Genomic DNA, 25085 nt, shown 5'->3' with positions numbered 1-25085 from the left:
TCAGCGCACCGCTCCACGCTGCAAAGTCGCCCGCAATGTCAACCGATCCGCCCGCACATGCAGCCACTCCGCGTCCACCGGCCGCCCGTCCGGCAACCGCGTCAACCGGTCCAGCGCGAAAACCGCCGTCCCCGGCGCGATCTCCAGCAACGCCGCCGTATCCGGCCCAGCCGACACCGCGTGCACCTCCACCTCCGCCCGCCCCAGCCGGATGCCGTTCGTCTCCTCCAGCAACGCGAACAGATCCCGGTGCGCCAAATCCTTCCCCAGCAACGGAATCCCCAGATCCGGCACCAAATACGTCGAGTCGAGCGACAACGGCGCCCCGCCCAGCCGCCGGACCCGCTCCAGGTGCACGACCTTCTCCCCCGCCGCCAGGCCGAGGCGTTCCGCCACCGCGGGCGGCGCGGCGACCGTCTCGGCGGTGCGCACCTCGTTCACGACCTCGCCGTGCCCTTCGAGCGCTTCCGCCAGCCCGGCCAACCGGTCCAGGCCGTGCCCGTACTTCGGGCGCACCACCAGCGTCCCGACGCCCTGACGGCGTTCGACGAGCCCTTCGTCCCGCAGCAAACCCAGCGCTTCCCGCACGACGTTCCGCGACGCGCCGAACCACTCGCCCAACGCGCGCTCGCTCGGCAGCAGCTCGCCGACCTCGCCCGCGACGATCCGCTGCCGCAGGCCGTCGGCCACCTGCCGGGCCCGTTCCGCCCTCCGCTGCGTAGTCACCACGTCGGCGACGCTACCTGGATTTTGATTACGCCGAGGTTACGCCACCCACATTGACCTGCGGAAACGCCGTGAGCAGCAGCAACAGCGCCCCCGTCGGCGCGTTCCGCCACCGCGAGCTGGTGGCACCGGCGCGCGAGTTCCGGCAAGGTCGGAACAGGGAGGGGATCATGACCGTCTTCGGAGTCCGGCTCGATTCGGGGTTCAACGGCACCGCGGTCGGCGAGGGCGATCCCGCGCGGCTGATCGCCGAGGCGCAGGAGGCCGATCGCGCCGGGCTGGACGTCGTCACGGTGACCGATCATCCGTATCACGCGAAGCATCTCGACGCGTACGCCACGCTCGGCTTCGTCCTCGGCGCGACGTCCAGGATCAGCGGCGCGGTCACCGTGACCAACCTGCCGGTCCGCCCGGTGCCCGTGCTGGCCCGGACGGTCAGCGCGTTGTCCGAGCTGTCCGGCGGCCGCGTCCGGCTCGGCGTCGGCGCGGGGGCGTTGTGGGATCAGATCGAGGCGTTCGGCGTCGAACGCCGCACTCCGGCCGAGGCGGTTCGGCTGTTCTCCGAAGGCATCACGCTGCTGCGCGCGCTCACCGGCGGCGGCACGGAACCGGTCACCTTCGACGGCGAATTCCACCGCGTCGCCGGCGTGCTGCCCTCCGCCGCTCCGACACCGCCGATCTGGACCGGCTCGATCGGCCCCGCCTCGCTCGCCGTGACCGGACGGCTCGCCGACGGCTGGTTTCCCGCCGTCGCCCAGGATTGGCGCAGCGAAACGGTCGCGAAGTCCCGTCCGCTCATCGACCGGGCCGCCGTCGAGACGGGTCGCGATCCGGCGGCGATTTCCACTCTCTACAACGTCTTCGGCACGATCAGCGGCGGTGCCGCCCCGCTCTCCCGAGGCACCGGCGAACACGGGATGGGCGTGCTCGCCGGGTCACCGCGGTCCTGGATCGACGAACTGGCCGAGGCGAGCGAAGAGCACGGTGCGGACGGGTTCGTGTTTTTCCCGAACGTCGGCACCGTTGCTGAGCGGGAAGAATCCCGGCAGCGGTGGTTGCACGAGGTCGTGCCGGGTGTCCGTGCGGCGATCGGACACTGACGCCGTCGTCAGCGGATCAGAGTCTCCGGCACACGGAGATCCTCATGCGCGTAGAGCGCGTTCACGGCTGAGAGATCGTCGCTGGCGCATACATCGGCGAGGTTGTCGAGCAAGGCGTCGTAATCCGCGCCGGTCTTCCCGGCATAGGCGTCGGTCATGCGCCCCCACTCGTCCCACGGAAGGGTTTCGACCTTGTTCAACGCGGCGAGGTCCTTCACCGCGTTGCCCCGAATCTCCGCCGGTGGTCGACTCCCTGCCCGGGCTGGAGATAGGTGGCGAAGCCGCATCGGACGCGCGCGGCGATAGCGCAGAACTCAGCACGGCGAAGTGCCGACAGGTCCCGACCACGCGCTTCTCAGGTACGCGAGCAGTGGTCAACGGCACCGGATCCAGTACGAGCAACCGGCGGACCAGTGAACTCGCTGGCCGGATCTGGTTCTCGGCGAAGCGATCGCCGGGCAGGCCTAGCGCGTCCGCGTCGGCAGGCTGGACGACCAGGTCGTGGACCGGCGTGCAGATGCCCACGGGATCAGCGGCCAGCGACTCGAACGCGAGCTGATCCACGCCATCCAGGCTGGTGAACGGCCCAGGAGACGCATAGCCGACGACCTCTGCCACAACACCGATCCTAGCCAGCCCTCATTCTGGCGCACGCGATCGCCAGAATCCCTCACGGACCTTTCAGCAAATGCTTCCCAGGCTCGACGTCCAGCCCCACCACATCCCGTACTCGGCGAGGTTTCCCGCGTCGTTCAGGTGCACGTTGTCCGCCAGCCACGGGCTCGGGTTGGGCAGATTCGCCGACCCGGCGGGCGGGATGTACTGCCGCAGATCGACCAGCGCGGTGCCCTTCTCGACCGCCGTCTGATAGATCGACGTCGCGTACTGCGACCAGAAGTACTTCTGCGTCTGGCCGCCCCACTGGTTGGGCGTCCACTTGAGCTCGGCGTAGATCGAGAGCAGGATGTCGACCCCGGGCCGCGCGGCGCGGATGTTGTCGATGACCTTCCCGAGGTTCGCCTTGAATACCGCCGGGTCGGCCTGCGAGATCAGTTCGTTGCCGCCGAGGTCGACGAGGACCAGGTCGGGCTGGCGTTGCGTGATGTCGGCGAGCGCGCCGGTCGTGTCGGGCCAGCGGCCGCCGGGGAGGTAGTCGGTGGCCATCGCGCCGTTGTGCGCGTAGTTCTTCGTCGTGGTGTTCCACTGCGCGCGGAGGTCGTTGGCGATTTTCGTGGTCCAGCCGTAGGTCGTCGGCGCGTAAGTGTCCGTAGTGGACTGGTAACCCGTGGTGCCGTAGCCGGTGTCGGCCGACGTGCCGAGGATCGCGACCTGCTCCTTTTTGGTGCACCAGGTGCTGGTCTGGCCGGCGTCGGCGGTGACGGCGGGGGACATCGCGATGCCGAGGCCGACCAGGGTCAGCAACGCCGCGACACGGGCTTTAAGCATGGGGACCGGGCCTTTCCGGAAGTGATGATCTGCGGATGTGTCGCCGGGAAGGCCCCGCGCGTTACCGCTGTGCGGAAACAGAAACCGGGATGCGGGGAGCGTCACGGTTCTGGCAGTCTCGGAGAGGTGAAGATCCTGTTCGCGTCCGCGCCCGGGTACGGGCTCACGCTTCCGCTGATCCCGGTGGTCTGGGCCGCCCGCGCCGCCGGACACGACGTGCTGCTGGCCACCACTGCGGAGATCGCCGAGGTGTCCGCGCGCGCCGGGCTGCCGGTCGCCGACGTCTTCCCCGGCCGAGACATCTGGGCCGACCTGATGGCCACCGTCAAGGGCGGCGCCGCGCCGGATCCGGACGAACCCGAGGAGTACCGGATCGCGCGGCAGCACCAGGGTCCGTTCGGGCTCTTCACCGCCGCCATGACCGAGGGCACGATCGAAGCCGGCCGGGCGTTCGGCGCGGAACTGGTCGTCTACCCGTCCGACCACGGGGCCGGCGCGCTCGCCGCGGTCGCGCTCGGCGTGCCCGCGCTCGAGGTCGGCAACCGGATCTCCTGGTCGGCCCGGGACCTCTCGTGGCGCACCGAGCACCACGACTTCCTGGACGGCGAACTCGCCACGCTGATGCGCGAGAAGCTCGGCATCGGCGACGCTCCGCCGAACGTCCTCGCCCGGATCGACCCGCGCGCGCCGAGCATGGGCGGCCTGCGCGCGGACGAGGAGCACGCCGACGAACGCGACGGCGCGCCTTGGTGGCCGATGCAGTTCGTGCCGTACAACGGCGGGTCGGTGGTGCCGGAGTGGGCGCTGCGGAAGCCGGAGCGGCCCCGGGTGGCGGTCACGCTGGGCACTGTCGTGCCGGCGATGGCGGGGATCAGCAGCCTGAAGGTGGTGCTGGACGCGCTCGGCGGGATGGACGTCGAGGTCATTCTCGCGGCGGGCACCGCTGATGTGAGCGAACTGGGCGAGCTTCCGGAGAACGTCAGGTCGGTGGGGTATTTGCCGCTGTCGGTGTTCCTGCCGGGGTGTTCGGCGATTGTGCATCACGGCGGGTCCGGGACGACGGCCGCGCCGTTGTTCTACGGGGTGCCGCAACTGGTGCTGCCCAGTTTCGCGGACAATCCGATGTCGGCGGAGCGGGTGGTCGAGCGGGGCGTCGGCCTGAGCCACGATCCGGCCACTGTGGACGCTGAGACGATCCGGAAACTGGTGCGGCAACTGCTCGAAGAGGATGCGTTCTCCTCGGCCGCGGCTGAGGTGCGCGCGGAAATCGCCGGACAGGCGAGCCCTTCCGACGTCATCGCGCGCGCCGTCGCCGCGTTGGGCTGAACCGAGTTCGTCACCGCGGGCCGGGCGCGGTGTACCGGGCCCGGCCGAAGCCCAGGATCAGGTAGCCGATGATCGAGAACACGAACAGGCCGAAGAACCCGAAGACGCCGCTCTTGCCGAACGCCCTGGCGATGTCGAGCGACACGACGATGACGACCACGAGGTTGACCAGCGGCACCAGCAGCAGGAGCAGCCACCACCCGGAACGGCCCGCGACCTTCAGCCAGACGTAGACGTTGTAGATCGGGATGATCGCCGCCCACCCGGGGTATCCGGCCTTGGCGAAGACCCGCCACAGCGCGACGATGGCGAGGACTGTGACCACCAATCCGGCAGAACTGAAGCCGAGTGCCGGGTTGAACGAGGTCTCGTGGTTCACGGTGCGGGAGTCCTTTTCGCAGTGCCTGCCGGATGCGCGACTTTAACGTCGCGGGGCCGGCACAGCAGAACGAACTCGGGCCGTGCTTCATTCATTGACCGAATGTGCCTGGCAACCGGGACGACAGGGCAGCGAGCCCCATCGACACCCGTCGGCTAGATCGCGGTTTCTCCCTTGCCCAGCACGACAATCCCGAAATCGCTCACGTGGTAGTGCCCACGGTCCCGAGCCAGATCCACCCCGATGTGCGCACCCGGCGGCACAACGACGTTCTTGTCCAGGATCGCGCGCCGCACCACCGCACCTCGGCCGACTCGCGCACCGTCCAGCAGCACCGAACCCTGCACCACCGCGCCGTTCTCCACGAAAACATCCGGCGACAGCACCGAATCCACCACCTGCGCACCGGAAATTATGCAGCCGTTGCTGACGATCGACTGGGTCGCCGTGCCGCCCTCCACGAACTTCGCCGCCGCGCGCTGGCCGGGATGGGCCAGGATCGGCCATTTCCGGTTGTACAGGTTGAAAATCGGCTGCGTCGAAATCAGGTCCGTGTGCGCGTCGTAATAGCTGTCGATCGTTCCGACGTCACGCCAGTAGCCGTGGTCCCGGCCCGTTTCGCCGGGCACCTCATTGCCGTTGAAGTCGTAAACCGCGGCCTCGGATTTTTCCACCAGCGCCGGGATGATGTCGCGGCCCATGTCGTGTTTGGACGCCGGGTTCTTGGCGTCCGCGTGCAGCGCGTCGAGCATCACCTGCGTCGTGAAGACGTAATTGCCCATCGACACATACGATTCGTCCGGCGAATCCGGCAGGCCCGGCGGGTCCTCGGGCTTCTCCAGGAACGCGTCGATCTTCGTCCCGTCCTCGGTGCTGATCACGCCGAACGAACGGGCCTCCGCGCGCGGCACCCGGATTCCGGCCACCGTCACGCCCGCGCCGGACGCGATGTGCGCGTCGATCATCTGCCGCGGGTCCATCCGGTAGATGTTGTCCGCGCCGAACACCGCGATGTACGCGGGCGATTCGTCGTGCACCAGGTTCAAGCTCTGGTGGATGGCGTCCGCGCTGCCCTGGAACCAGCGCGGGCCGAGCCGCTGCTGCGCGGGCACCGGCGTGACGTACTCGCCGGTCAGCGACGACAGCCGCCACGTCGTCGAAATATGGCGGTCCAGCGAATGCGATTTGTACTGCGTCAGCACGCAGATCCGGCGGATCCCGCCGTGCACCAGATTGGACAGCACGAAGTCGATCAGCCGGTGCACGCCGCCGAACGGGACCGCGGGTTTCGCGCGGTCGGTGGTCAGCGGCATCAGCCGTTTACCCTCGCCCCCGGCGAGGACGATCCCCAGCACATCGGATCCGTCGATCACGAAACCCTCCCGCACGCCTCGTAAACCCCGACCGTCGCGGCGGCGATCGCTGCCCAGCCGAACTCTCCCACCGCGCGGTCCCGTCCGGCGAGGCCCAGCCGGGTGGCTCGCTCTCGGTCGGCGGCGAGGTCGTTGATCCCGCGCGCGAGCCCGGCCTCGAAAGCGCCGGGCTCGGTCTCGTCGTAATGCACCAGCACCCCGGTCTCGCCGTCGGCGACCACCTCCGGGATGCCGCCGACGTCGCTGGCCACCACCGCGGTGCCGCACGCCATCGCCTCCAGGTTCACGATGCCGAGCGGCTCGTAAACCGACGGGCACACGAACACCAGCGCGTGCGTCAGCAACTGGACGACTTCGGCGCGCGGCAGCATTTCCGGGATCCAGTGCACGCCGGACCGCTTTTCCTGCAGGTCCGCGACCAGCCCGCGGAACTCGGCGTCCAGCTCCGGCGTGTCCGCGCCGCCCGCGCACAGGATCAGCTGCACGTCCTCGTCCAAAGCCGCCCCGGCGCGCACGAGATGCGGCACGCCTTTCTGCCGCGTGATCCGCCCGACGAACAACGCGTACGGCCGGTTCGGATCGATGCCGTGCTTCTCGAGCACGTCGGTGCCGGGATCAGGTTGGTACAGCTCGGTGTCGATGCCGTTGCGCACCACGTGCACCCGCGCCGGATCGACGTTCGGGTACGCGGCGAGCACGTCGCGCCGCATGCCGGAGCTGACCGCGATGATCGCGTCCGCCGCCTCGTACGCATCGCGTTCGATCCACGACGACACGCGGTAGCCGCCGCCGAGCTGCTCGGCCTTCCACGGCCGCAGCGGTTCGAGCGAATGCGCGGTGATGACATGCGGAATGCCGTGCGCGAGCTTCGCCAGATGGCCGCCGAGGTTCGCGTACCAGGTATGGCTGTGCGCGAGATCGTGGCCGGCGAGCGCGTCGGCCATCGAGACCGCGATGTCCATCGTGGCGAACGCGGGCTGGGCGTAACCGTGCGCGTCGCGATGCCCGTGCGCGCCGTCCGGGCGGTCCGGGCCCCAGCAGTGCACGTCCAGGTCGACCAGCGACCGCAGTTCCCTTGCCAGGAACTCGACGTGCACCCCCGCTCCCCCGTACACGTCCGGCGGATACTCCCGGGTGAGCAGGCCGACCTTCATGCGTCGACCCTAGACGGCCCCACCGGCCGCACGCAGTACGGAAAGCGGGCGAATCCGGTTCGCCGTTCAGTGTTCGCGCAGTCCCACCACGACCGTTGCGCCGAGTTCGTCATCCTCTTCGACGGACGCGGCCAGCCCCGCCCGGCGTACCTCGGCGACAGCGGCGGCGGATTGGCGTTCGCTGGCCTCGAAAAGCACGTGCCCGCCCGGCGCGAGCCACGCCGGAGCCTCGGCGACGACGCGACGGAGCACGTCGAGACCGTCGGCTCCCCCGTCGAGCGCGACGCGGGGTTCGTGGTCGCGCGCCTCGGGCGGCATGAGCGCGACGTCGTCGGTCGGGACGTACGGGACGTTCGCGATCAGCACGTCCACGCGCCCGCGCAAACTAGCCGGAAGCGGGGCGTAGAGATCGCCTTGGTAGACCTCACCAGGCACGTTCTGCCGAGCGCAGTCGACCGCGGCGGGCTCGACGTCGGCGGCGTACAGCTCGATCCCGGGCAGCTCAGCCGCGACCGTTGCGCCCAGTGCACCGGAACCACAGCACAGATCGAGCACCGCTGCTTTATCGTGCGCGAATCCGACGGCCAGCCGCACCAGCAGTTCGGTGCGGTGCCGGGGCACGAAGACGCCCGGCGCGACGACGAACCGGCGACCGGCGAACTCCGCCCAGCCGAGGACGTACTCCAGCGGTTCCCCGGCGACCCTCCGCTCGACCATCCCGGCTAGATCGCCCGATTGGCCCAGCAGAAGCCGGGCCTCGTCCTCGGCGAAGACACATCCGGCGGCCCGCAAGCGCGCGACGACCTCGACGAAATCCACTGTGCCTCCACCTGGTCGGAGCCTCGTGCGTGGTTATGCCGGTTAGAACCGGCACTGCCACTCACGGCCACTCACGAGCCTTACGGCACCACGACGACGGGCCAGGTCGCGGCGCGCACGAGCCGGTTCCCGACCGAGCCGACGAGCCGGTGCCCGCCCTGTTCGGACGCGCCGACCACGACCATGTCCGCGTTCACCTCCTGCGCGGCCTGGCGCAGTTCGGGGAACGTCTCGCCGCGACGGACCACGAACGTGACCGGCACCTGCAGGTCGGCCGCCCGGTCGCGCAGTTCCGCACGCAGCTGCTCGATCTCCTCCTCGAAGGTCTGCTGCTGCACGTCGACGACCGCGGCCGCGGCGAGCCCGGTCCACACCGTCGGGGCCGCCACGTACACGACGACCAGCCGCGCGCGCTGCCTCCGGGCGAGACCGCCGCCGTAAGCCGTCGCCCGCAGCCCGGTCGGCGACGTGTCCGCGCCGACCAGGATCACGCGCGGTCCGTCGGTGCCCCGTTCGTACGGGCCCGGGTCCCAGCTGGGTCCGTATTCCTCGACCAGTTGCTCCACCCGGCCCATTATGTCCGTGGCGCCGGAACCCGCCGGGCCGCGCCCGTCGCCGGCGCGGAAAACGCCGCAAGAAAATTCCCACCTGGTTGGATTTCCGGTCTTTCGGAGTACCCCAGGCCTCTCGTGCCTGGTAGCGTCCCCGCAACCTGAACACACGCGTCCGGAAAGGACCGGGGAGCCCACACGCGTGCGGCGGCGAGGCGGATCGCGATGCGAGACGATGTAGTCGAGGCGAGTGCGGTGGTCGGGCACTCGCCCGACCAGGTGTGGCAGATCGTCGGCACCCCCGAGCTCTACCCGAGGTTCGTCCCGGCGATCAGCTGGTGCGAGGTCACCGTGCCCGCCGAACGCGGCCGCGGCCCGCATTGCCTGATCCGGCTGGCCCCGGACCGGGAAACCATGACCGAGGGCACCATCCACGCGGCGGTGTACCGGCCGGGCGAGCACGTCGTCTGGTGCGGGCTGCCGGACGAGCGGACGTGGGTGTCGGTCGAACTGCGCCCGGTCCCGCGCGGCGGCACCGAGATCGTGCTGCGGATGATGCTCCCGTCGCTGCCGCCGGAACACTCCGGCCTGCTTGCCCGCGGCACGGTGAAAGGCCTGCTCAAGCAGCTGTCGAAGCGGATCGGGCAGCAGCTGTCCGGCCTGCCCGGCGACCCGCCGGAGCACGAGCCGGCGACGGCGATGCGCACGGCGAACACGCTGGTCCGCGCAGGCGTGCTGGCGGCGGGACGGCCGGACAAAATGGTCAAGCAGCTCAGTTCTTTCGCCCGCTGGGGCGCGACACTGGCCGGCGGATACCTCGCCGCGACCGCCCGCGGCGCGGACGACATCGCGGTGCACGACGAGCGCAACACGCGCACGTTCGGCGAGATCGACGAACGCAGCAACCAGCTGGCCAACGCGCTGGCCGCACTCGACGTCGAGGCCGGTTCGCGGGTCGCGCTGATGTGCCGCAACCACGCGGCGATGGTCGAGGCGTTCGTCGGCTGCAGCAAGCTCGGCGTCGACGTCGTCCTCCTCAACACCGGCCTCTCCCCCGCCGCCGTCGAAGAAGTGCTGACGCAACACCCGCCCGCAGCGGTACTGGCCGACGACGAGTTCGCGCCGATCATCGCTTCAGTGCCCGGCGAGTTCCCGCGCGTGAGCACGTGGGACGACGCCGATCAGGGCTACCGCACGCTGGACGAGCTGCTCCAGGACGCCCCGACGGCGCGCCCGAAGCCGAGCGAACGCGAGGGCCGGATCGTCGTGCTGACCTCGGGCACCACCGGGGCACCGAAGGGCGCGCGCCGTCCGACGCCGAAGGGCGTGAGCACGTCGGCGACCGTTTTGTCGCGAATCCCGTTGCGGGCCAGGGACAAGATCGCCGTGGCCGCCCCGCTGTTCCACAGCTGGGGACTGGCCGCGATGCAGCTCGGCATGGCGCTGCGGGCGGAACTGTCGCTGATCCGCCGGTTCGACGCGGAGCACACGCTGCGCACGATCGCCGAACACCGCTGCGACGCGCTGTTCGCGGTGCCGATCATGCTGCAGCGGATCCTCGACCTGCCCGAACGCGTGCGCAACCGCTACGACCTGTCGTCGCTGCGGATCGTGGCGAGCAGCGGGTCGGCGATGCCGGGCGCGTTCGTGACGTCGTTCATGGACACCTTCGGCGACGTCCTCTACAACTTCTACGGCTCCACCGAGGTTTCCTGGGCGAGCATCGCCGACCCCGCGGACCTGCGCGCCGCCCCGACGTCCGCCGGCCGCTGCCCGCCCGGCACCCAGGTGGCGATCCTGGACGAGGACCGCCGCCCGGTCCCGCCCGGCGACGAGGGCCAGATCTTCGTCGGCAACGACATGCTCTTCGACGGCTACACCAACGGTTCCAGCGTCCCGCGCGCCCACGACCTGATGGCCACCGGAGACGTCGGCTACCAGGATGCCTCGGGCCGGCTGTTCGTGACCGGCCGGGCCGACGAGATGATCGTGTCCGGCGGCGAGAACGTGTTCCCGCGTCCGGTGGAGGAAGCTTTGGCCGCGCTGCCCGGCGTTTCCGACGCGGCCGTGGTCGGGGTTCCCGACGACGAATTCGGCCAACGGCTCGCCGCGTACGTCGTGCTCCGCCACGGCGCCCGCATGCACGCCGAAGACGTCCGGCACTACATCCACCAGAAACTCGCCCGGTTCGCCGTGCCCCGCGACGTCTACTTCGTACCCGAACTCCCCCGCAACGCCACCGGAAAAATCGTCAAACGCCTCCTCAACGACGACCTCTGGCCCATCACCCAAGGCTGAACCGTCACAACCGCGCCAGCTGCCCCTGCGGCCCGGGGCTCGACGCGGCGGCGGTGACGCTGAACCGGCCCGGTCCGAAGGTCTCTTCGCCGGTCGGGCCGGACGAGATCTGCCGGATGCTCGCGCTCAGATCCGCCTCGACCCCGCCGGGCAGCTTCAACCGGATCAAGAACGGCAGCACCAATCCCACGACCATCAGCCCGACGAGCACCGGCGTGAGCGTCGTCAGCATGACGCCGGTGATCTTGTCCGACAAGAAGAACGCGACCCACAACGCGATCAGCGCGGCGATCCCGACGACCACCACGATGACGCTGCCCGCCGTGCTGCTCCGGGTGATCCGCAGGCTTTCCTCCATGATCTGCAGGCTGCGCTGCGCCTCGACGTTCCCCGGATCGAGTTTCACGCACCGGCGCAGATCGCGGATCGCCTTGCGCCGCTGCATCGGCTTCGCGGGAAAGTCCCCGGCGGACTCAGCCAGCTTGTACCGCGCGACGGCGGCGACGAAATACGGTTCGGCTTCGTTCGAGGCAAGGGAAATCGCCTCCTGCGCACGAGCGAGCGCGTCGGCGTGGAACTGCCGTCCTTGGGTGGCGTCGCCGCGTTCGATGAGCAATTTGGCCACTGCCACCAGCAATTGCCACCGCGGCAGGTCACAGTCGTCGCGGCGCAACGCTTGCTGCAGCACGTCCTCGCCCTCGACGAAATCCCCCGCCGACCGCATCAGCGCGACCGCGAGCCCGAGACTCGCGCTTCCGTTCGCCGGATCGATCTGCCGCGCCTGCCGGAAATGCCGCGCGGCACTGGCGCTCGGTTTGCCCGCCGGATCGTCGATTCCCCGCTGCAGATGGAGATACCCGAGTTCGACGTGCGCCTGCGCGTCGAACCAATCGCGTTCCAGCGCCGCGTTGAGGTGCGCTTCCGCCTCGTCGAACCGGCCGAGCTGGGAGTAAAGCGCACCGAGATCGACGTAGCTGGCGTGATGGTGATCCAGTTCGACCGCACGGCGGAAATGCTGCTCCGCCTGAGCGAACTGCCGCCGCTGGAAATTGAGCACCCCAAGGCAAGTGTGCGCGGCGTGATACTGCTTTTCCTTCTCCAGCACGGAGAAACACAGCTTCTCAGCTTCGTCCCGACGCTGCGGCGTAGCCTGCCGAACCAGGCACCAGGCCAGACCGAACTGGTGATCAGCACTGTCCGGCTCCTTCTCGCACGCGGTGCGGAACCGTTCCTCAGCGGCGGGATAATCCCCCGCGGCGAACCGGATCCACCCCGATTGCGCCGCGGTTTCGGCCTCCTCGCCGGAATTCCGGGCATCGGCCCGCAACAACGCGAGCTGCTGGTCGGCTTCGTCAAGCCGACGGCTGTCGTGGTAAATCCAGACGAGTTCCTCGCGCAGCGACCGGCTCCACGGCATCCGTTCCAGCGCCTCGGCGACGCCCCGCTCGGCCTCGTCGAAGCGGCGCAGCGAGCGCAGCGCGGCAGATCGTCCGGTGATCGCGTCGACGAGGAACGGATCGATCCGCAGCGCCCGGTCGAACCAGCCGATGCTCTCCTCGTACTTCAGCTGTTCGTCGTGCAGCAGACCCATTTCCACGAGCAGGTCGGGCTCGTCCGGACGCCGTTCGATCGCTTCCTTCGCCGCTTCTTCAGCCTCCGGGAACCGGCGGAGACGCCGCAGCGCGGTCACCCGCCATTCCAGCGCCAGTCTGTGCAACGGATCGAGGTCGAGGGCCTGCCGGATGCTTTCCAGCGCCTCCTCGAAATGGCCCTCGTCGCCCAGCAGCAAGGCGCGTTCCACCAGCAGGTCAGGGGTATCCGGGCAGAGCGCGATCGCTTCCTTCACCGCGGCCCGCGCTTCGCCGAACCGCCGCAGCCGACGCAACGCGGTCACCCGCCATTCCAGCGCGCTGGCGTGCTTCGGGTCGACCGCCAGCACCTGGTCGTACCATTGGAGAGCTTCCTCGGCGCTGCCGTGGGTGCGGCAGAGCGCCGCCATCTGCATCAGGCCGGCGGGGTTGCCCGGCTGCCGGTCGAGGATCGTCTGTGCGCTCTCCTTCGCCTCGTCGAACCGGCGCAGCCGCAAGCACGCCACCGACAGGGCCAGCAACGCCCAGGCCCGTCCCGGATCGAGGTCCAGCGCCCGGCGGAACGCGTCCACTGCCTCCTCGAACCGGGACTGGTCGTAGCGCATCCAGCCCAGCTGCACCAGGAGGTCCGGCTCGTCCGGACGCAGCTCGATCGCCTCGTTCGCCGCCGCTTCGGCCTCCTCGAACCGCCGCAGCTGGCGCAGCGAAGCCACGCGCTCCCCCAGCGCCCGAGCGTGCGCCGGGTCGAACTCCAGCACCCGTTCGCACCACGAAAGCGCCTCGTCGAACCGGAACCGATCGGTCGCCAGCCAGGCCCGTTGCATCAGCAGTTCCGGTTCGTCCGGGCAGTGCTGGACCGCTTCCGCGAAGATCGCCTCGGCCTCGTCGTGCCGGCGCAGCGAAACCAGTGCCGACATCCGGGACCGCCAAGCCCAGGAGGACCCGGGGTCGAGGTCGGCGGCTCGCTGGAACCAGTCCAGCGCCCGGTCGTATTCGTGCTGTTCGCTGCAGACCCAGCCCCGGTGCACCAGCAGGTCCGCGTTCTCCGGACAGCGCGCGATCGCGTCCTCCGCCGCCGCTTCGGCGTCGGAATAACGGCGCAGGTCGCGCAGAGTCTCGATTTTCGACCGCAGCGCGGGCAGATGCGCGGGCTCCAGCGCCAGCGCCCGGTCGTAGCGTTCGAGAGCCTCCTCGTGCCGGAGCAAATCCCCGGCGACCCACCCGGCGAGCACCCAGCGAGCGGGGTCGTCCGGATGCTGTCCGACAGCCTCTCGCACGACCTCCTCGGCCGCTTCGAACCGCCGCAGCCCGCGGAGCGCGAACACCCGGCTCTGCAGCACGCTCAGGTCCTGCGGATCGACGGCGAACGCCCGCTCGGCCCAGCTCAGCGCCTCCTCGAAGCGGAACTGGTCCTCGGCTACCTCGCCCGCCGTCAGCAGGCCGCCCACGTCGCCCGGCAGCAGGTCGATGGCCTCCTGGGCGGCAGCCTCCGCCTCGGCGAACTTCCGCTGCTTGCACAGCAGGTCCACCTTCGACAGCAAGGTGAGTTTGTCCCGCGGTTTGACCGCCAGCAGCCGATCGGCCCAGCCCACCGCCTCCTCGAAGCGCGACTGGTCCTTGGCCAGCCAGCAGCCCTCTTTCACCAGGTCCGGGTCGTCGGGGCGGATTTCGAGCGCGTCCCGCAGGGCCGTCTCGGCTTCGCCGAACCGCTTCAGCAGCCGCAGTTTCCGCACCCGCCACCGATGAGCCACGCCGAACCGCGGAGCGATTTCCAGCGCTCGTTCGAACCAGGTCAACGCCTCCTCGTCACGCTCCCGGTAATCGGCCACCCAGCCCATCTCGGCCAGGAGCCGCGGTTCGCGGGGAAGCAGCTCCAGCGCCGCCTTGGCCGCGTCCTCCGCCTCCTCCGCCCGGTCCAGGTACCAGAGAGCGCTGATCCTCGACCGCAGAGCCCACTCGCTGCGCGGATCGACCGCCAGCGCGCGTTCGTACCAGGCCAGCGCCTCTTCGTCGCGGTCCCGCTGGTCCTCCATCCAGCCCATCGTCGTCAGCGGATCCGGCTCTCCCGGATGCCGCTCGATCGCCCGCAGGCCGGCCGCCTCCGCTTCCTCGTACCGGTTCAGCGAAGCCAGCGCCATCACTCGCCAGCGCTCCGTGTCGATGCGCCCGGGATCCGCCGCCAGCGCCTGTTCGAAGATCGGCAGCGCGCTCGCCCAATCCTCCTGATCGCAGTAAATCCGCGCCCGGGCGTGCAGGATCTCCGCGTCGTCCGGGAACCGGATCAGCCCCGCTTCGGCCGCTTCGTGCGCCTCCTCGAACCGGCGGAGCTGGCTCAACGCGGCCACCAGCCACGCCGCCGCCAGAGCCGGGGACTCCGGGCAGTTCACCGCGTGCGCGAAGGACTCCAGCGCCTCCTCCCGGCGGTACTGGATGAGCTGCACCTTCCCCAGCGCGATCCACCGCGCCGGGTCGTCCGGGAAGTCCCGCACCGCCCGGCGGCCCAGTTCCTCGGCCTCGTCCAGCTTCCAGTCGTCGCTCAGCCGGTCGATCGCCTCGGCGGTGGCCGGTTCCGTCACGGGAGTCCCTTTCCTTCGCAAAGCCCGCGCACAGCATGCCTGGTCCGGACAGGTTCTGTCTGCCGATCCGCGGTCACGGCCCGAGCGCGCGCCCGGCCGCCCGGCCCACCGCCTCCGCCACCGCGGCCAGCGGCGGCGAGTCGAGCTTCCACTGCTGCCAGTACAGCGCCACGTCCACCGCCCGGTCCGGCGCGAGATCGACCAGTTCCCGCCCGGACAACTGCAGGTCCGGCACCATTCCCCAGCCCAGCCCCGCGGCTACCGCGTCCACAAAGGACACCGAAGCCGGGATGTAGTGCCGCACCCGGCCCGGCAGCTTGCGGCGGGTCAGGCGGCGCAGAAACCGGTCCTGCAGATCGTCCTTTCGGTCGAACAGCACCGCGGGCGCGGCAGGCAGCCGATCCGCCAGCGAACCGCCGTCGAGCCAGCGCCGCACGAACTCCGCCGACGCCACCGCGCGGTACCGCATCGTGCCGAGCCGGCTGACCGTGCAACCCTGCACCGGCTGCGGCGTCGCCGTGATCGCGGCCATCACCAGCCCCTCGCGCAGCAGGGCCGCGGTGTGGTCCTGGTCGTCGCTGCGCAGGTCGAACGAGACCGGCGGTTCGGCAGGCACCTCTTCGAGCGCGGACAGGAACCAGGTGGCCAGCGAGTCCGCGTTGACCGCGATCGGCAGCGTCGTCGCCACGCCGGGACCGCCGAGGCCGAGTTCCGCGCGCGTGTCCGCTTCGAGCCGGGTCAGCTGCCGCGCGAACCGCACCAGCACCTCGCCGGATTCGGTGAGCCGCACGGGTTTCGACCGCAGCACGAGCACCCGGCCGATCCGCTGTTCCAGCGCTTTCACCCGCTGGCTCACCGCGGGCGGCGTCACGTGCAGCACCGCCGCGGCGCGGTCGAACGACTGCTCGTCCACCACCGCGAGCAAGGTGCGGACCTGGTCGAGCGGAAGATCGGACATCACGATCGCTTATCTTAGTTCAGAATCTTTACCTGGAATAATGGTCGGCCCGGCTCTTAACGTCGACCAGGTGATCGCTGCGCTCAGCGCCGGGTTCGGCACCGGCATGTCCCTCATCGTCGCCATCGGCGCGCAGAACGCCTTCGTGCTCCGCCAAGGACTGCGCGGCGGGCTCGTCGTGCCGGTGATCCTCGTGTGCACGCTGTCCGACGCGATCCTCATCGCCGCCGGGGTAAGCGGGATCGGGGCGGTGCTGCAGCGGTGGCCGTCAGGGATCAAGGCGATCGCCATCGTCGGCGGGCTCTTCCTTGTGGGATACGGGATCCTCGCCGCGCGCCGCGCCTTCCGGCCGGGCACGCTGACCGTCTCGCCCGCGGACCTGAGCTCCCCGAAACGCACGCTCCTCACCTGCCTCGCGCTCACCTGGCTCAACCCGCACGTCTATCTCGACACCGTTCTCCTCGTCGGCTCCGTCGCGGCCGGACACGGCGACAGCCGCTGGCTGTTCGGCATCGGCGCGGTGGTCGCGAGCGCGGTCTGGTTCAGCGCCCTCGGCCTCGGCGCGCGGCGGCTGTCCGGCGTCTTCGCCCGTCCCGCGGCCTGGCGGATCCTCGACGGCGTGATCGCGGCGACGATGATCGCGCTGGGCGTCGCTCTGCTTCTGCGCCGGGGATGAACCGGCAGGCTTCCGGCGAACGAGACATTTAGTGTTGCTAATGACTCTGAGTCAGAGCTAACTTGGCGGCATGCCCGCTCCCCGGATCGACCTCGCCGAACGCGTCCTCACCGCCGTGCTGGGCGTACGCCGCGTCGTGCGCCGCCGGGTGCGCGCCGAACTGCCCGGCCCGCACCTGCCGGGCTCGCAGGTGGAACTGCTGCGCGTGGTGCACCGGAACCCGGGAATCGGCGTCGCGGCGGCGGCCCGGGAACTGAGCCTGGCCGGGAATTCGGTGAGCACGCTCGTGAACGTGCTCACCGAAGCGGGCCTGCTGCGCCGCGAAGTCGACCCGGCCGACCGCCGGGCCGCGCGGCTGCAGCTCACCGACGCGGCCCGGGACCGGATGGCGGCCTGGCGGCGTACTCGCATCGGCCTGGTTTCCGCCGCGCTCACCCAGCTGTCCGAAGAGGACACCTCGGCGATCGTCGCCGCGCTGCCCGCTCTCGAACGGCTTACCGAGGTCCTCAAGGAGGCGACGACATGAGCGAACCGGCTGTCCGCTGCACTGGCTTGCGGCACACTTTCGGCACCACGGTCGCGGTCGACGGCGTGGATCTCGCCATCGAGCCCGGCGAAGTCTTCGGCCTCCTCGGCCCGAACGGAGCCGGGAAAACCACCACGATCCGGATGATCACGACGCTGCTGCCCGTGTCCGCGGACCGCATCAGCGTCTTCGGGCTCGACGTCGCCCGCCGCCGGATGGCCGTCCGCCGGCTGATCGGCTATGTCCCGCAACAACTTTCCGCCGACGGCGCGCTCACCGGCCGCGAGAACGTGTCGCTGTTCGCCCGGCTTTTCGACGTGCCACGAGGTCAGCGCGCTTCACAAGTGCGCGAAGCACTCGAACTGGTCGGGCTGGAGAGCGAGGCGGACCGTCCGGCCGGGCGTTACTCCGGCGGCATGATCCGCAGGCTGGAACTGGCGCAGGCGCTGGTCAGCTCGCCCCGTCTGCTGATCCTCGACGAGCCGACCATCGGCCTCGACCCGGTGGCGCGCTCGGCGGTCTGGGAACGGATTTCCGAGATCCGCGCCAAAACCGGGATGACCGTGCTCGTCACCACCCACTACATGGACGAGGCCGAACAGTACTGCGACCGCGTCGCGCTGATGCACACCGGCCGGATCCGCGCGCTCGGCACCCCGGCCGACCTCGAAGCCGGGCTCGGCCCGGAGTCCACTTTGGACGACGTCTTCCGGACCGTCACCGGGAACGCGCTCGACACAGGAGGGATCCGCGATGTCCGTGCCGCTCGCCGCACCGCCCGCCGTCTCGGCTGACCCCGGCCCGCTGGGACAGCTGCGCGTGCTGTTCTCCCGGATCGGCGCGATGTGCCTGGTGGAACTGCAGAAACTCCGCCGCGACCAGACCGAACTGCTCACCCGGGCGATCCAGCCCGCGCTGTGGCTGCTCATCTTCGGCGAAACGTTCACCCGGCTGCGCGCGATCCCGACCGGATCGGTGCCGTACCTCGACTATCTCGCGCCGGGGATCCTCGCCCAGTCCGCGCTGTTCATCTCCATCTTTTACGGCATCCAGATCATCTGGGAGCGCGACGCGGGTGTCCTCGCGAAGCTGCTCGTCACACCCACGCCGCGCGCGGCGCTGGTCGCGGGCAAGGCGTTCGCGGCCGGAGTGCGCGCGCTCGTGCAGGCGTTCATCGTGGTGATTCTCGCCGCGCTGCTCGGCGTCGGGCTCACCGCGAATCCGTTGCGGCTGCTGGGCACCGCGGTGGCCGTTGTGCTCGGTTCGGCCTTTTTCTGCTGTCTTTCGATCGTTATCGCCGGTTTGGTGCTTTCGCGCGAAAGGCTGATGGGCATCGGCCAGGCGATCACGATGCCGCTGTTTTTCGGGTCCAACGCACTCTATCCGGTGAACCTGATGCCGTCCTGGCTCAAGGTTTTGAGCCACGCGAACCCGCTCAGTTACCAAGTCGACGCTTTGCGGGGACTCCTGATCGGCACCCCTGCGAACCTCGGAGCCGACTTCGGCGTCTTAGTGGGTGCGACCGCGTTGGCGATCGCGGTCGCTTCGGCTCTGCTCGGAAGGTTGGCTCGATGAAACACCCTCGTCCGCACACCGGTTTCTCACGAGGACAGGCATAACGTGGGAACCGTGTCTCGTCGCAGGGGGATAGCCCCGTTCCTCGGATTGTGCGTGCTGGCCGGGATTCTCGTCGCGGGCGCGCTGGCCCCGGTCGCGATCGGAGCCGGCGTGCTGTCCAACCAGGTGAGCGATTCCGTCGACTCCATTTCCGCCGATCTCGTGCACGCGGAGCCGCCGCTCGTCACCACGGTCACCGACCGGAACGGCGGGACGATCGCGACTTTGTACGCGCAGTACCGCATTCCGGTCACTTCCGGGCAGATCTCCCCGGCGATGAAAGCCGCGATCGTCGACATCGAGGACCGCCGGTTCTACAGCGAGGGCGGCGTCGACCCGCAGGGCATGCTCCGCGCCGCGGTGCACAACAGTTCCGGCGGGAATCTGCAGGGCGCGTCCACGCTCACTCAGCAGTATGTGAAGAACTACCTCGTGAACGTCGTGGACCGCGACAACAAGGCGGCGCAGCAACGGGATCAGGAGGATTCGCTGGCGCGCAAACTGCGCGAGGCGAAGATCGCCGTGCAGCTGAGCCAGACCGTGTCCAAGGACGACATCCTGGCCGACTACCTGAACGTGGTCGAGTACACCGGCACGGTCTACGGCGTCGGAGCCGCCGCGCAGGCGTATTTCGGGACGACAGCGGACAAACTGACCGTGCCGCAGGCGGCGTTGCTGGCCGGGATGGTGAACAACCCCAACGTCTACAACCCGTACACGCATCCGGACAAGGCGCTCCAACGGCGCAATCTGGTGATCGATTCGATGGTGTCCGCGCGCTCGATCCCGGCGTCCTACGGGGCGACCGCGAAGGCGACTCCGTTGGGCCTCAGCGGTTCGCGGCCGCAGGCGCCGTCGAGCACCTGCCTCGGCGCGGCCCCGGACGCCGGGTTCTTCTGCGCGTACGCGGTGCGCTACCTCGTGCAGTCCGGGCTCACCGCCGACCAGATCGACACCGGCGGGTACACCGTGAAGACCACAATGGACCCGCACGTGAGCCAGGTGACGAAGGACGCGGTGAACGCGAACGTGCCGACCACCCAGGACGGCGTCGCGAACACCTTCGCGATCGTGCAGCCCGGCAGCGACGGGCACCAGGTCCTCGCGATGGTCGCGAACCGCAACTACGGCACCGATCCCGACCAGGGCGAGACGTCGACGAACATCGTGGCCGACGCGAGCAACAAGTTCGGCGCCGGCTCGTCGTTCAAGATCTTCACCTCGGCCGCGGCGATGGTCACCGGGAAAGCGGGCCTGAACACGCCGCTGACGAACCCGTTCAGCGACTGTTTCAACCCGCCCAACATGAACCGGTACACGCACTGCTATCCGGTGAGCAACGACGGCACGAGCTACCCGAACCCGATCTCTCTCGCCACGGGATTGGCGACGTCGCCGAACGTCGCGTTCGTCGGCCTGGAGGCGCAGGTGGGCATGCCCGCGGTGCTGGACATGGCGCGGAAACTGGGCCTGCGCAACACGATGGCGACCAACGACGCGGGCAGCAAGCCGATCACCGACCCGTCCGACGCGCGGTCGAAGAACCCGCAATACAACGAACCGCAGTCGCAGTACTTCCAGAACCTGCTGTCCTTCACGCTGGGAAACAGCCCGGTTAGCCCGTTGGAGATGGCGAACGTCTCGGCCACCCTGATGAGCGGCGGCATGTGGTGCCCGCCCGACCCCATCCTGTCCGTAACCGACCGCCACGGCCAGCCGGTCTCCCTGCACCAGCAGGCGTGCGAACAAGTGATCCCGCCCGGCGTCGCGAACACGCTGGAGGCCGGGCTGAGCCAGGACACCACCGTCGGCACGTCCGCCCGCGCGGCCCAGTCGGCCGGATGGACCCACCCGGACATCGGCAAGACCGGAACCACGCAGGAAAGCGAATCCGTCGCGTTCGTCGGCGGGGTCGACCACTACGCGGTGTCCTCCATGGTCTTCGCCGACGGCCCCCACCCCCAGGAAATCTGCCCCGGCACCCCAGTCCACCTTGGCAACTGCGGCCACGGCGCGTTCGGCGGCACGGTCGCCGCGCCGCCGTACTTCACCGCGATGAACCAGCTCCTGGCCGGACAACCGGACGTCCCGATCCCTCCCCCGGACCCGGCCTACCTGGACGCCCACGCCTGATCCGCTCTGTTTTGTGCGCGCCGTGAGGGGAACCCTGAGGGACTCTGATTCCCTCGGGGTTCCCCTCACGGACTTCTCCCTGTCGCGCGCTGCGAAAATCCTCGCCGGCAGGGAGTGATCGAGCCATGTCCCGACGAGCCGACCGGTCTGCCTCATCGCTGGAGCGGATCGAAAACTCCGACTGGGGTGACCCGCCCGCCGACGCGACCCGGCTGATCGAAACCGTGCATCGCTTGCGGCGCAAGCCCATCGGCCTGCTCACCGCCGAGGACCTCCGCCTCTTGCTCGGCCAGGACGTCGGCGTGCCGGTCCTCCTGCCGCGAGCGCTGACGATGCTGGAGGAGGACCCGCTCTGCGAAGGCGATCTCTATCCCGGCGACCTTCTCGCGTCGGCGCTGCGCGTTCCGCCGTCCCACTGGCACGCCCGCCCAGACCACCTCGAGCGGCTCGAACGCGTCATCGCGGCGATCGACACCTCTACCGAGGACTTCGACCATCTCCTCCGCGAGCCCATCGCCAAGTTCCGCGAGCAACTCCGCTCCTGACCGGCACAATCCGCGTCCGCCCGACCACCTGCGGCCGCGCCGAGAGCTTGGCCCCCGGCCTGCGCACCGCAATCGCCCCTGCCCGGGCACCGCGAAGTTCGCACCAGCTGCGGCCCGGTGCGAGGCCCCCTGCGGCCAGGGCACTCCGCGCAGCCCGCCCGAAGTCCGCAACCAGCCGTGCCCCGCAGCGCGATCTTCGCTCGCCGACCGGATGGCCGCATTCCTCGAGCAGCTCCGCGCCCGGCCACCACCCCGTTCCAGAGCCGCCCGCAACCCCAACCAACCGGGTCCCGACTGCGCTCCGTGCCCCCGCGAGCGCCGTCTGATGTTGCGTCTTCCTGACGGTCGTAAAACGTATTACAGTAGCTGGACGCGTGAATGGCCGTCGTCTGAATTGGGGGCACGTGGTGCAGCTCCAGCCGAGTGCGCATGTCGACACGTTCTGCCGGGACCACCTCCCGCCGTTCGAGCAGTGGCCGCGGTTGTGGTTCGACCTGCCCGAACTGCAGTACCCAGACCGGCTCAACGCGGCCACTCGCCTGCTCGACGACACGATCGCGCGCTGGGGAGCGGACCGTCCCGCGCTGCTGTCCCCCACCGAATCCTGGTCCTACGGCGAGCTTCTGACCCGCGCCAACCAGATCGCCCACGAGCTCACCGCGCAAGGCGTCGTGCCGGGGAACCGCGTGCTGCTGCGCGGGCCGAACACGCCGTGGCTCGCCGCGTGCTGGCTCGGCGTCCTGAAAGCGGGCGCGGTCGCCGTCGCCACCATGCCGATGCTGCGCGCGCACGAGCTGTCGAAGATCATCGAAGCCAGCTCGCCCGTCATCGCCCTCTGCGACCACCGGTACCCCGAAGAACTTCAGCCCTTCGATCTCCCGATGGTCCTCTACGGCGGCGACACTCCCGACGACCTCGCCGCCCGCTGCGCCACCCGCCCCGAGACCTTCGAGGACGTCGACACCGCCGCGGACGACGTCGCCCTCCTCGCCTTCACCTCAGGCACCACCGGCCGTCCCAAAGCCACCATGCATTTCCACCGCGACCTGCTCGCCATCGCCGACACGTTCTCCCGGCACCTGGTCAAACCCCAGGAAACCGACCTGTTCTGCGGCACACCCCCGCTGGCGTTCACCTTCGGTCTCGGCGGCCTGCTGGTGTTCCCGCTGCACGCCGGCGCCGCGACGCTGCTCATCGAACGCGCCACCCCGGCCGAGCTGGCGGACCTCGTCGCCGAGCACCACGTGACCGTCCTGTTCACCGCGCCCACCGCGTACCGGGCGATCCTGGCGTCCGATCGCCGCCGGTTGCTGTCCGGCTTGCGCCGCGCGGTGTCGGCAGGCGAGGCACTGCCCGAATCCGTCGCGACCGACTTCCACGAGGCGACCGGCCACTGGCTCATCGACGGCATCGGCAGCACCGAAATGCTGCACGTCTTCATCTCCGCCGCCGACAAGGACGCCCGCCCCGGCGCCACCGGCCGCGCCGTCCCGGGCTATCGCGCGCGAATCGTCGACGACGAAGGCCGCCCCGTCCCCGACGGCACCCCCGGCCGGCTGGCCGTCCAAGGCCCGACCGGCTGCCGCTACCTGGCCGACGACCGGCAAACCGTCTTCGTCGAGGACGGCTGGAACCTGACCGGCGACACCTACGTCCGCGACTCCGACGGCTACTTCCACTACCGCGCCCGCAGCGACGACATGATCGTCTCGTCCGGCTACAACATCGCCGGTCCCGAGGTCGAGGAGGTGCTGCTGCGCCACCCGGACGTGCTGGAGTGCGCCGTGGTCGCCGCCCCGGACGACGCGCGGGGCTCGATTGTCGCGGCTTACGTGGTCCTCAACGACGGCGTTCTCGGCGACGAAGCGAAGGCGAAGGAACTCCAGGAGTTCGCGAAATCCCTTGCCGCGCCGTACAAATACCCGCGTCGGGTGGAGTTCATCCCGGACCTGCCGCGCAACCCGAGCGGGAAGGTGCAGCGGTACCTGCTGCGACGGCGCGCCGCCGAACCGGTGAGCTGAATTCTCCGCGCGCTGGCCCGCTCACCGAAACCGGATTCTCGCTCGCCTCAACCGAACCGCCTCGGTCCAGCTGCCGTCGCAATGCGACCGCCATGCCGCGCTCCTCGGCCCGCCCGCCGAAACCCAGCCCGTCCAGCCGATCCTGGTCCAGCCGCAACCGTCGCCCGCCCCGAGGGAACCAGGCGAAACCGGTCCTCAGTCCAGCTGCCATCCCAACGTGACCACCGTGCCGTCCGAGCTGGTCCGCACATCCGCCCGGTCCGCCGTCGCCTGCACCAGCAGCAACCCGCGTCCGCGCACCGAGACCGGATCGTCCTCGGCGTCGTCCGGCGGACGCCACTCGCCGTGGTCCGCGATCACGACCTCGACGCTGCCCGGCCGGCACACCGCGTCGAGATCCACCAGCCCGGGCTCCCCCGGATACGCGTGATCCGCGACGTTCGCCAGCGCCTCGTACCCGGCCAGCACGATGTCGTGCGCCCGGTCGTCCGGGATGCCCGACTCCAACGCCCACGCCAGCAACCGGTGCCGCAACGCGCGCAACGCCCCCGGTTCCGCCACGATCCCGTGACAGCTCAGTGCGCGGGTGTCCTCCTGCACGTCCATGGTCAACCGCCCGCTCCGGCCACCCCGGCCAGCGCCTGGTCGACCGAGGGGAAGAGCGAGATCCACTCGTCGAGTCCGGTGGTCGTGAACGGCCGCGAGGTGATCGAGGACGTGCTCACCACCCGCAACGCGCCCGCGTCGAGCTGGCGATGCGCGCCGGCCAGCACCTGGAGCCCCGACGAGCTGAGGAAGTCGACCGCGCGCAGGTCCACGACCAGCACGCCGGGCTCCCGCTCGAGCACCCCGCCCACGAACTCGCCGAGTTCCGGCGCGGTGACCAGATCGATCTCCCCGCCCACGGTCACGACCGCAGCCGGTCCCCGCCACCGGACGGAAACCTCGAGGTCGCCCATGTCCTGCCCGTCTGCCGAAGCCACGGCCCCCGATCCTGCCCGATCAGAGGACGGATCGCCAGCGGACCGCCGGTCGGCCCCTACGCGAGACCCCCGCCCGGCCGCGCCTCCGCTCGGCCATCAGCGGGTCCGGCGCACGCCACTTGCGGTGAACCGCACGTCAACCCGAGCGCCTGACCGAACCTGGTGCCTCGACGGGATCACGGGGATCCGCCAGGAACGATTGCCCCATCACGCCTGCCGGGAACCCGATGCCGCGAGCGCGGCCGACGTGCCCGACCCCAGTCGAGGTTTTCAGGTGCGGGCGCGGTAC

Annotated in this window: 22 protein-coding genes; 10 read left to right on the top strand and 12 right to left on the bottom strand. The window is 69.8% G+C overall.

Features of this window, described 5'->3' with window-relative positions:
* Positions 1–729 carry a GntR family transcriptional regulator gene (locus ACFXI3_RS25275; protein ID WP_344281412.1) on the bottom strand — a complete coding sequence of 243 codons (729 nt, stop codon included), beginning with the start codon at positions 727–729 and terminating at the stop codon, positions 1–3.
* Between the two features lie 167 nt (positions 730–896).
* Here ACFXI3_RS25275 and ACFXI3_RS25270 point away from each other — a divergent pair, with 167 nt between their 5' ends.
* Positions 897–1826: an LLM class flavin-dependent oxidoreductase gene (locus ACFXI3_RS25270; RefSeq protein ID WP_378402620.1), complete on the top strand. Its 930-nt coding sequence runs from the start codon at positions 897–899 to the stop codon at positions 1824–1826.
* 8 nt (positions 1827–1834) lie between these two features.
* On the opposite strand, the gene ACFXI3_RS25265 is transcribed toward ACFXI3_RS25270, so the two are convergent.
* Both ACFXI3_RS25265 and ACFXI3_RS25260 read right to left on the bottom strand, forming a co-directional pair.
* Positions 1835–2044: a hypothetical protein gene (locus tag ACFXI3_RS25265; RefSeq protein WP_378402618.1), complete on the bottom strand. Its 210-nt coding sequence runs from the start codon at positions 2042–2044 to the stop codon at positions 1835–1837.
* A gap of 463 nt (positions 2045–2507) precedes the next feature.
* Positions 2508–3272: an SGNH/GDSL hydrolase family protein gene (locus tag ACFXI3_RS25260; protein WP_378402616.1), complete on the bottom strand. Its 765-nt coding sequence runs from the start codon at positions 3270–3272 to the stop codon at positions 2508–2510.
* 126 nt (positions 3273–3398) lie between these two features.
* Here ACFXI3_RS25260 and ACFXI3_RS25255 point away from each other — a divergent pair, with 126 nt between their 5' ends.
* On the top strand, positions 3399–4598 hold the full coding sequence (locus ACFXI3_RS25255) for a glycosyltransferase (RefSeq protein ID WP_378402614.1): 1200 nt from the start codon (positions 3399–3401) through the stop codon (positions 4596–4598).
* A gap of 10 nt (positions 4599–4608) precedes the next feature.
* Here the strand turns inward: ACFXI3_RS25255 and ACFXI3_RS25250 are convergent, their stop codons facing one another.
* The 5 genes from ACFXI3_RS25250 to ACFXI3_RS25230 all read right to left on the bottom strand — a co-directional run bounded on the left by ACFXI3_RS25250 (position 4609) and on the right by ACFXI3_RS25230 (position 8898).
* Positions 4609–4977: a DUF5684 domain-containing protein gene (locus ACFXI3_RS25250; RefSeq protein WP_344281397.1), complete on the bottom strand. Its 369-nt coding sequence runs from the start codon at positions 4975–4977 to the stop codon at positions 4609–4611.
* Positions 4978–5132: 155 nt separating this feature from the next.
* Positions 5133–6350 carry a glucose-1-phosphate adenylyltransferase gene (gene glgC, locus ACFXI3_RS25245; RefSeq protein WP_344281394.1) on the bottom strand — a complete coding sequence of 406 codons (1218 nt, stop codon included), beginning with the start codon at positions 6348–6350 and terminating at the stop codon, positions 5133–5135.
* Positions 6347–7504, bottom strand: coding sequence for a glycogen synthase (glgA, locus tag ACFXI3_RS25240; protein ID WP_378402611.1), 1158 nt, complete (start codon positions 7502–7504; stop codon positions 6347–6349). The genes glgC and glgA overlap by 4 nt, the downstream gene beginning before the upstream one ends.
* Before the next feature lie 66 nt (positions 7505–7570).
* Positions 7571–8323 (bottom strand): putative protein N(5)-glutamine methyltransferase, encoded by a 753-nt coding sequence (locus ACFXI3_RS25235; protein WP_378402609.1) that lies wholly within the window; start codon positions 8321–8323, stop codon positions 7571–7573.
* Positions 8324–8403: 80 nt separating this feature from the next.
* Positions 8404–8898: a universal stress protein gene (locus tag ACFXI3_RS25230; RefSeq protein WP_037713536.1), complete on the bottom strand. Its 495-nt coding sequence runs from the start codon at positions 8896–8898 to the stop codon at positions 8404–8406.
* A gap of 201 nt (positions 8899–9099) precedes the next feature.
* Between ACFXI3_RS25230 and ACFXI3_RS25225 the strand changes: the two genes are divergently transcribed.
* On the top strand, positions 9100–11172 hold the full coding sequence (locus tag ACFXI3_RS25225; protein ID WP_378402607.1) for an AMP-binding protein: 2073 nt from the start codon (positions 9100–9102) through the stop codon (positions 11170–11172).
* A gap of 4 nt (positions 11173–11176) precedes the next feature.
* On the opposite strand, the gene ACFXI3_RS25220 is transcribed toward ACFXI3_RS25225, so the two are convergent.
* The gene (locus ACFXI3_RS25220) at positions 11177–15337 is read right to left on the bottom strand and encodes a tetratricopeptide repeat protein (RefSeq protein ID WP_378402605.1); all 4161 of its coding nucleotides are present in this window, start codon (positions 15335–15337) and stop codon (positions 11177–11179) included.
* 73 nt (positions 15338–15410) lie between these two features.
* Positions 15411–16295, bottom strand: coding sequence for a LysR family transcriptional regulator ArgP (locus ACFXI3_RS25215; RefSeq protein WP_378402603.1), 885 nt, complete (start codon positions 16293–16295; stop codon positions 15411–15413).
* A gap of 40 nt (positions 16296–16335) precedes the next feature.
* Between ACFXI3_RS25215 and ACFXI3_RS25210 the strand changes: the two genes are divergently transcribed.
* The 7 genes from ACFXI3_RS25210 (at position 16336) to ACFXI3_RS25180 (ending at position 23813) form a co-directional block, all read left to right on the top strand.
* On the top strand, positions 16336–16971 hold the full coding sequence (locus ACFXI3_RS25210; RefSeq protein WP_378402601.1) for a LysE/ArgO family amino acid transporter: 636 nt from the start codon (positions 16336–16338) through the stop codon (positions 16969–16971).
* A 70-nt stretch (positions 16972–17041) separates the two neighbouring features.
* On the top strand, positions 17042–17497 hold the full coding sequence (locus ACFXI3_RS25205; protein ID WP_344281370.1) for a MarR family transcriptional regulator: 456 nt from the start codon (positions 17042–17044) through the stop codon (positions 17495–17497).
* A complete protein-coding gene (locus ACFXI3_RS25200; protein ID WP_378402599.1) occupies positions 17494–18291 on the top strand; it encodes an ABC transporter ATP-binding protein in 798 nt (265 codons plus the stop codon). Before ACFXI3_RS25205 ends, ACFXI3_RS25200 begins: the two co-directional genes overlap by 4 nt.
* Positions 18251–19072: an ABC transporter permease gene (locus ACFXI3_RS25195; protein ID WP_377870688.1), complete on the top strand. Its 822-nt coding sequence runs from the start codon at positions 18251–18253 to the stop codon at positions 19070–19072. Before ACFXI3_RS25200 ends, ACFXI3_RS25195 begins: the two co-directional genes overlap by 41 nt.
* A 45-nt stretch (positions 19073–19117) precedes the next feature.
* The gene (locus ACFXI3_RS25190) at positions 19118–21247 is read left to right on the top strand and encodes a transglycosylase domain-containing protein (protein WP_378402596.1); all 2130 of its coding nucleotides are present in this window, start codon (positions 19118–19120) and stop codon (positions 21245–21247) included.
* A gap of 125 nt (positions 21248–21372) precedes the next feature.
* Complete coding sequence (locus ACFXI3_RS25185; RefSeq protein ID WP_378402594.1) at positions 21373–21792, top strand: contact-dependent growth inhibition system immunity protein; 420 nt, start codon at positions 21373–21375, stop codon at positions 21790–21792.
* A gap of 407 nt (positions 21793–22199) precedes the next feature.
* Entirely contained in the window at positions 22200–23813 is a 1614-nt protein-coding gene (locus tag ACFXI3_RS25180; RefSeq protein ID WP_378402640.1) for an AMP-binding protein, read from the top strand.
* A gap of 195 nt (positions 23814–24008) precedes the next feature.
* Here ACFXI3_RS25180 and ACFXI3_RS25175 read toward each other — a convergent pair whose 3' ends face one another.
* Both ACFXI3_RS25175 and ACFXI3_RS25170 read right to left on the bottom strand, forming a co-directional pair.
* Complete coding sequence (locus tag ACFXI3_RS25175; protein WP_378402592.1) at positions 24009–24419, bottom strand: ATP-binding protein; 411 nt, start codon at positions 24417–24419, stop codon at positions 24009–24011.
* A gap of 2 nt (positions 24420–24421) precedes the next feature.
* The gene (locus ACFXI3_RS25170; protein ID WP_344281352.1) at positions 24422–24796 is read right to left on the bottom strand and encodes an STAS domain-containing protein; all 375 of its coding nucleotides are present in this window, start codon (positions 24794–24796) and stop codon (positions 24422–24424) included.
* Positions 24797–25085: the final 289 nt, after the last annotated feature.

The sequence above is a fragment of the Amycolatopsis sp. NPDC059235 genome (genome assembly GCF_042754125.1).
GTDB classification, from domain to species: Bacteria; Actinomycetota; Actinomycetes; order Mycobacteriales; family Pseudonocardiaceae; genus Amycolatopsis; species Amycolatopsis albidoflava.
The sequence above is the reverse complement of the archived record's forward strand: the minus strand, read 5'-3'. Positions and strand labels throughout refer to the sequence as shown.

What these genes read in the sequence shown, in the direction of transcription:
- ACFXI3_RS25225 (WP_378402607.1), top strand. Translation starts at nt 9,100, where the DNA reads ATGCGAGACGATGTAGTCGAGGCGAGTGCGGTGGTCGGGCACTCGCCC.
- ACFXI3_RS25195 (WP_377870688.1), top strand. Translation starts at nt 18,251, where the DNA reads ATGTCCGTGCCGCTCGCCGCACCGCCCGCCGTCTCGGCTGACCCCGGC.
- ACFXI3_RS25215 (WP_378402603.1), bottom strand. Translation starts at nt 16,295, where the DNA reads ATGTCCGATCTTCCGCTCGACCAGGTCCGCACCTTGCTCGCGGTGGTG.
- ACFXI3_RS25205 (WP_344281370.1), top strand. Translation starts at nt 17,042, where the DNA reads ATGCCCGCTCCCCGGATCGACCTCGCCGAACGCGTCCTCACCGCCGTG.
- ACFXI3_RS25260 (WP_378402616.1), bottom strand. Translation starts at nt 3,272, where the DNA reads ATGCTTAAAGCCCGTGTCGCGGCGTTGCTGACCCTGGTCGGCCTCGGC.
- ACFXI3_RS25210 (WP_378402601.1), top strand. Translation starts at nt 16,336, where the DNA reads ATGGTCGGCCCGGCTCTTAACGTCGACCAGGTGATCGCTGCGCTCAGC.
- glgA (WP_378402611.1), bottom strand. Translation starts at nt 7,504, where the DNA reads ATGAAGGTCGGCCTGCTCACCCGGGAGTATCCGCCGGACGTGTACGGG.
- ACFXI3_RS25175 (WP_378402592.1), bottom strand. Translation starts at nt 24,419, where the DNA reads ATGGACGTGCAGGAGGACACCCGCGCACTGAGCTGTCACGGGATCGTG.
- ACFXI3_RS25230 (WP_037713536.1), bottom strand. Translation starts at nt 8,898, where the DNA reads ATGGGCCGGGTGGAGCAACTGGTCGAGGAATACGGACCCAGCTGGGAC.
- ACFXI3_RS25270 (WP_378402620.1), top strand. Translation starts at nt 897, where the DNA reads ATGACCGTCTTCGGAGTCCGGCTCGATTCGGGGTTCAACGGCACCGCG.
- ACFXI3_RS25185 (WP_378402594.1), top strand. Translation starts at nt 21,373, where the DNA reads ATGTCCCGACGAGCCGACCGGTCTGCCTCATCGCTGGAGCGGATCGAA.
- ACFXI3_RS25200 (WP_378402599.1), top strand. Translation starts at nt 17,494, where the DNA reads ATGAGCGAACCGGCTGTCCGCTGCACTGGCTTGCGGCACACTTTCGGC.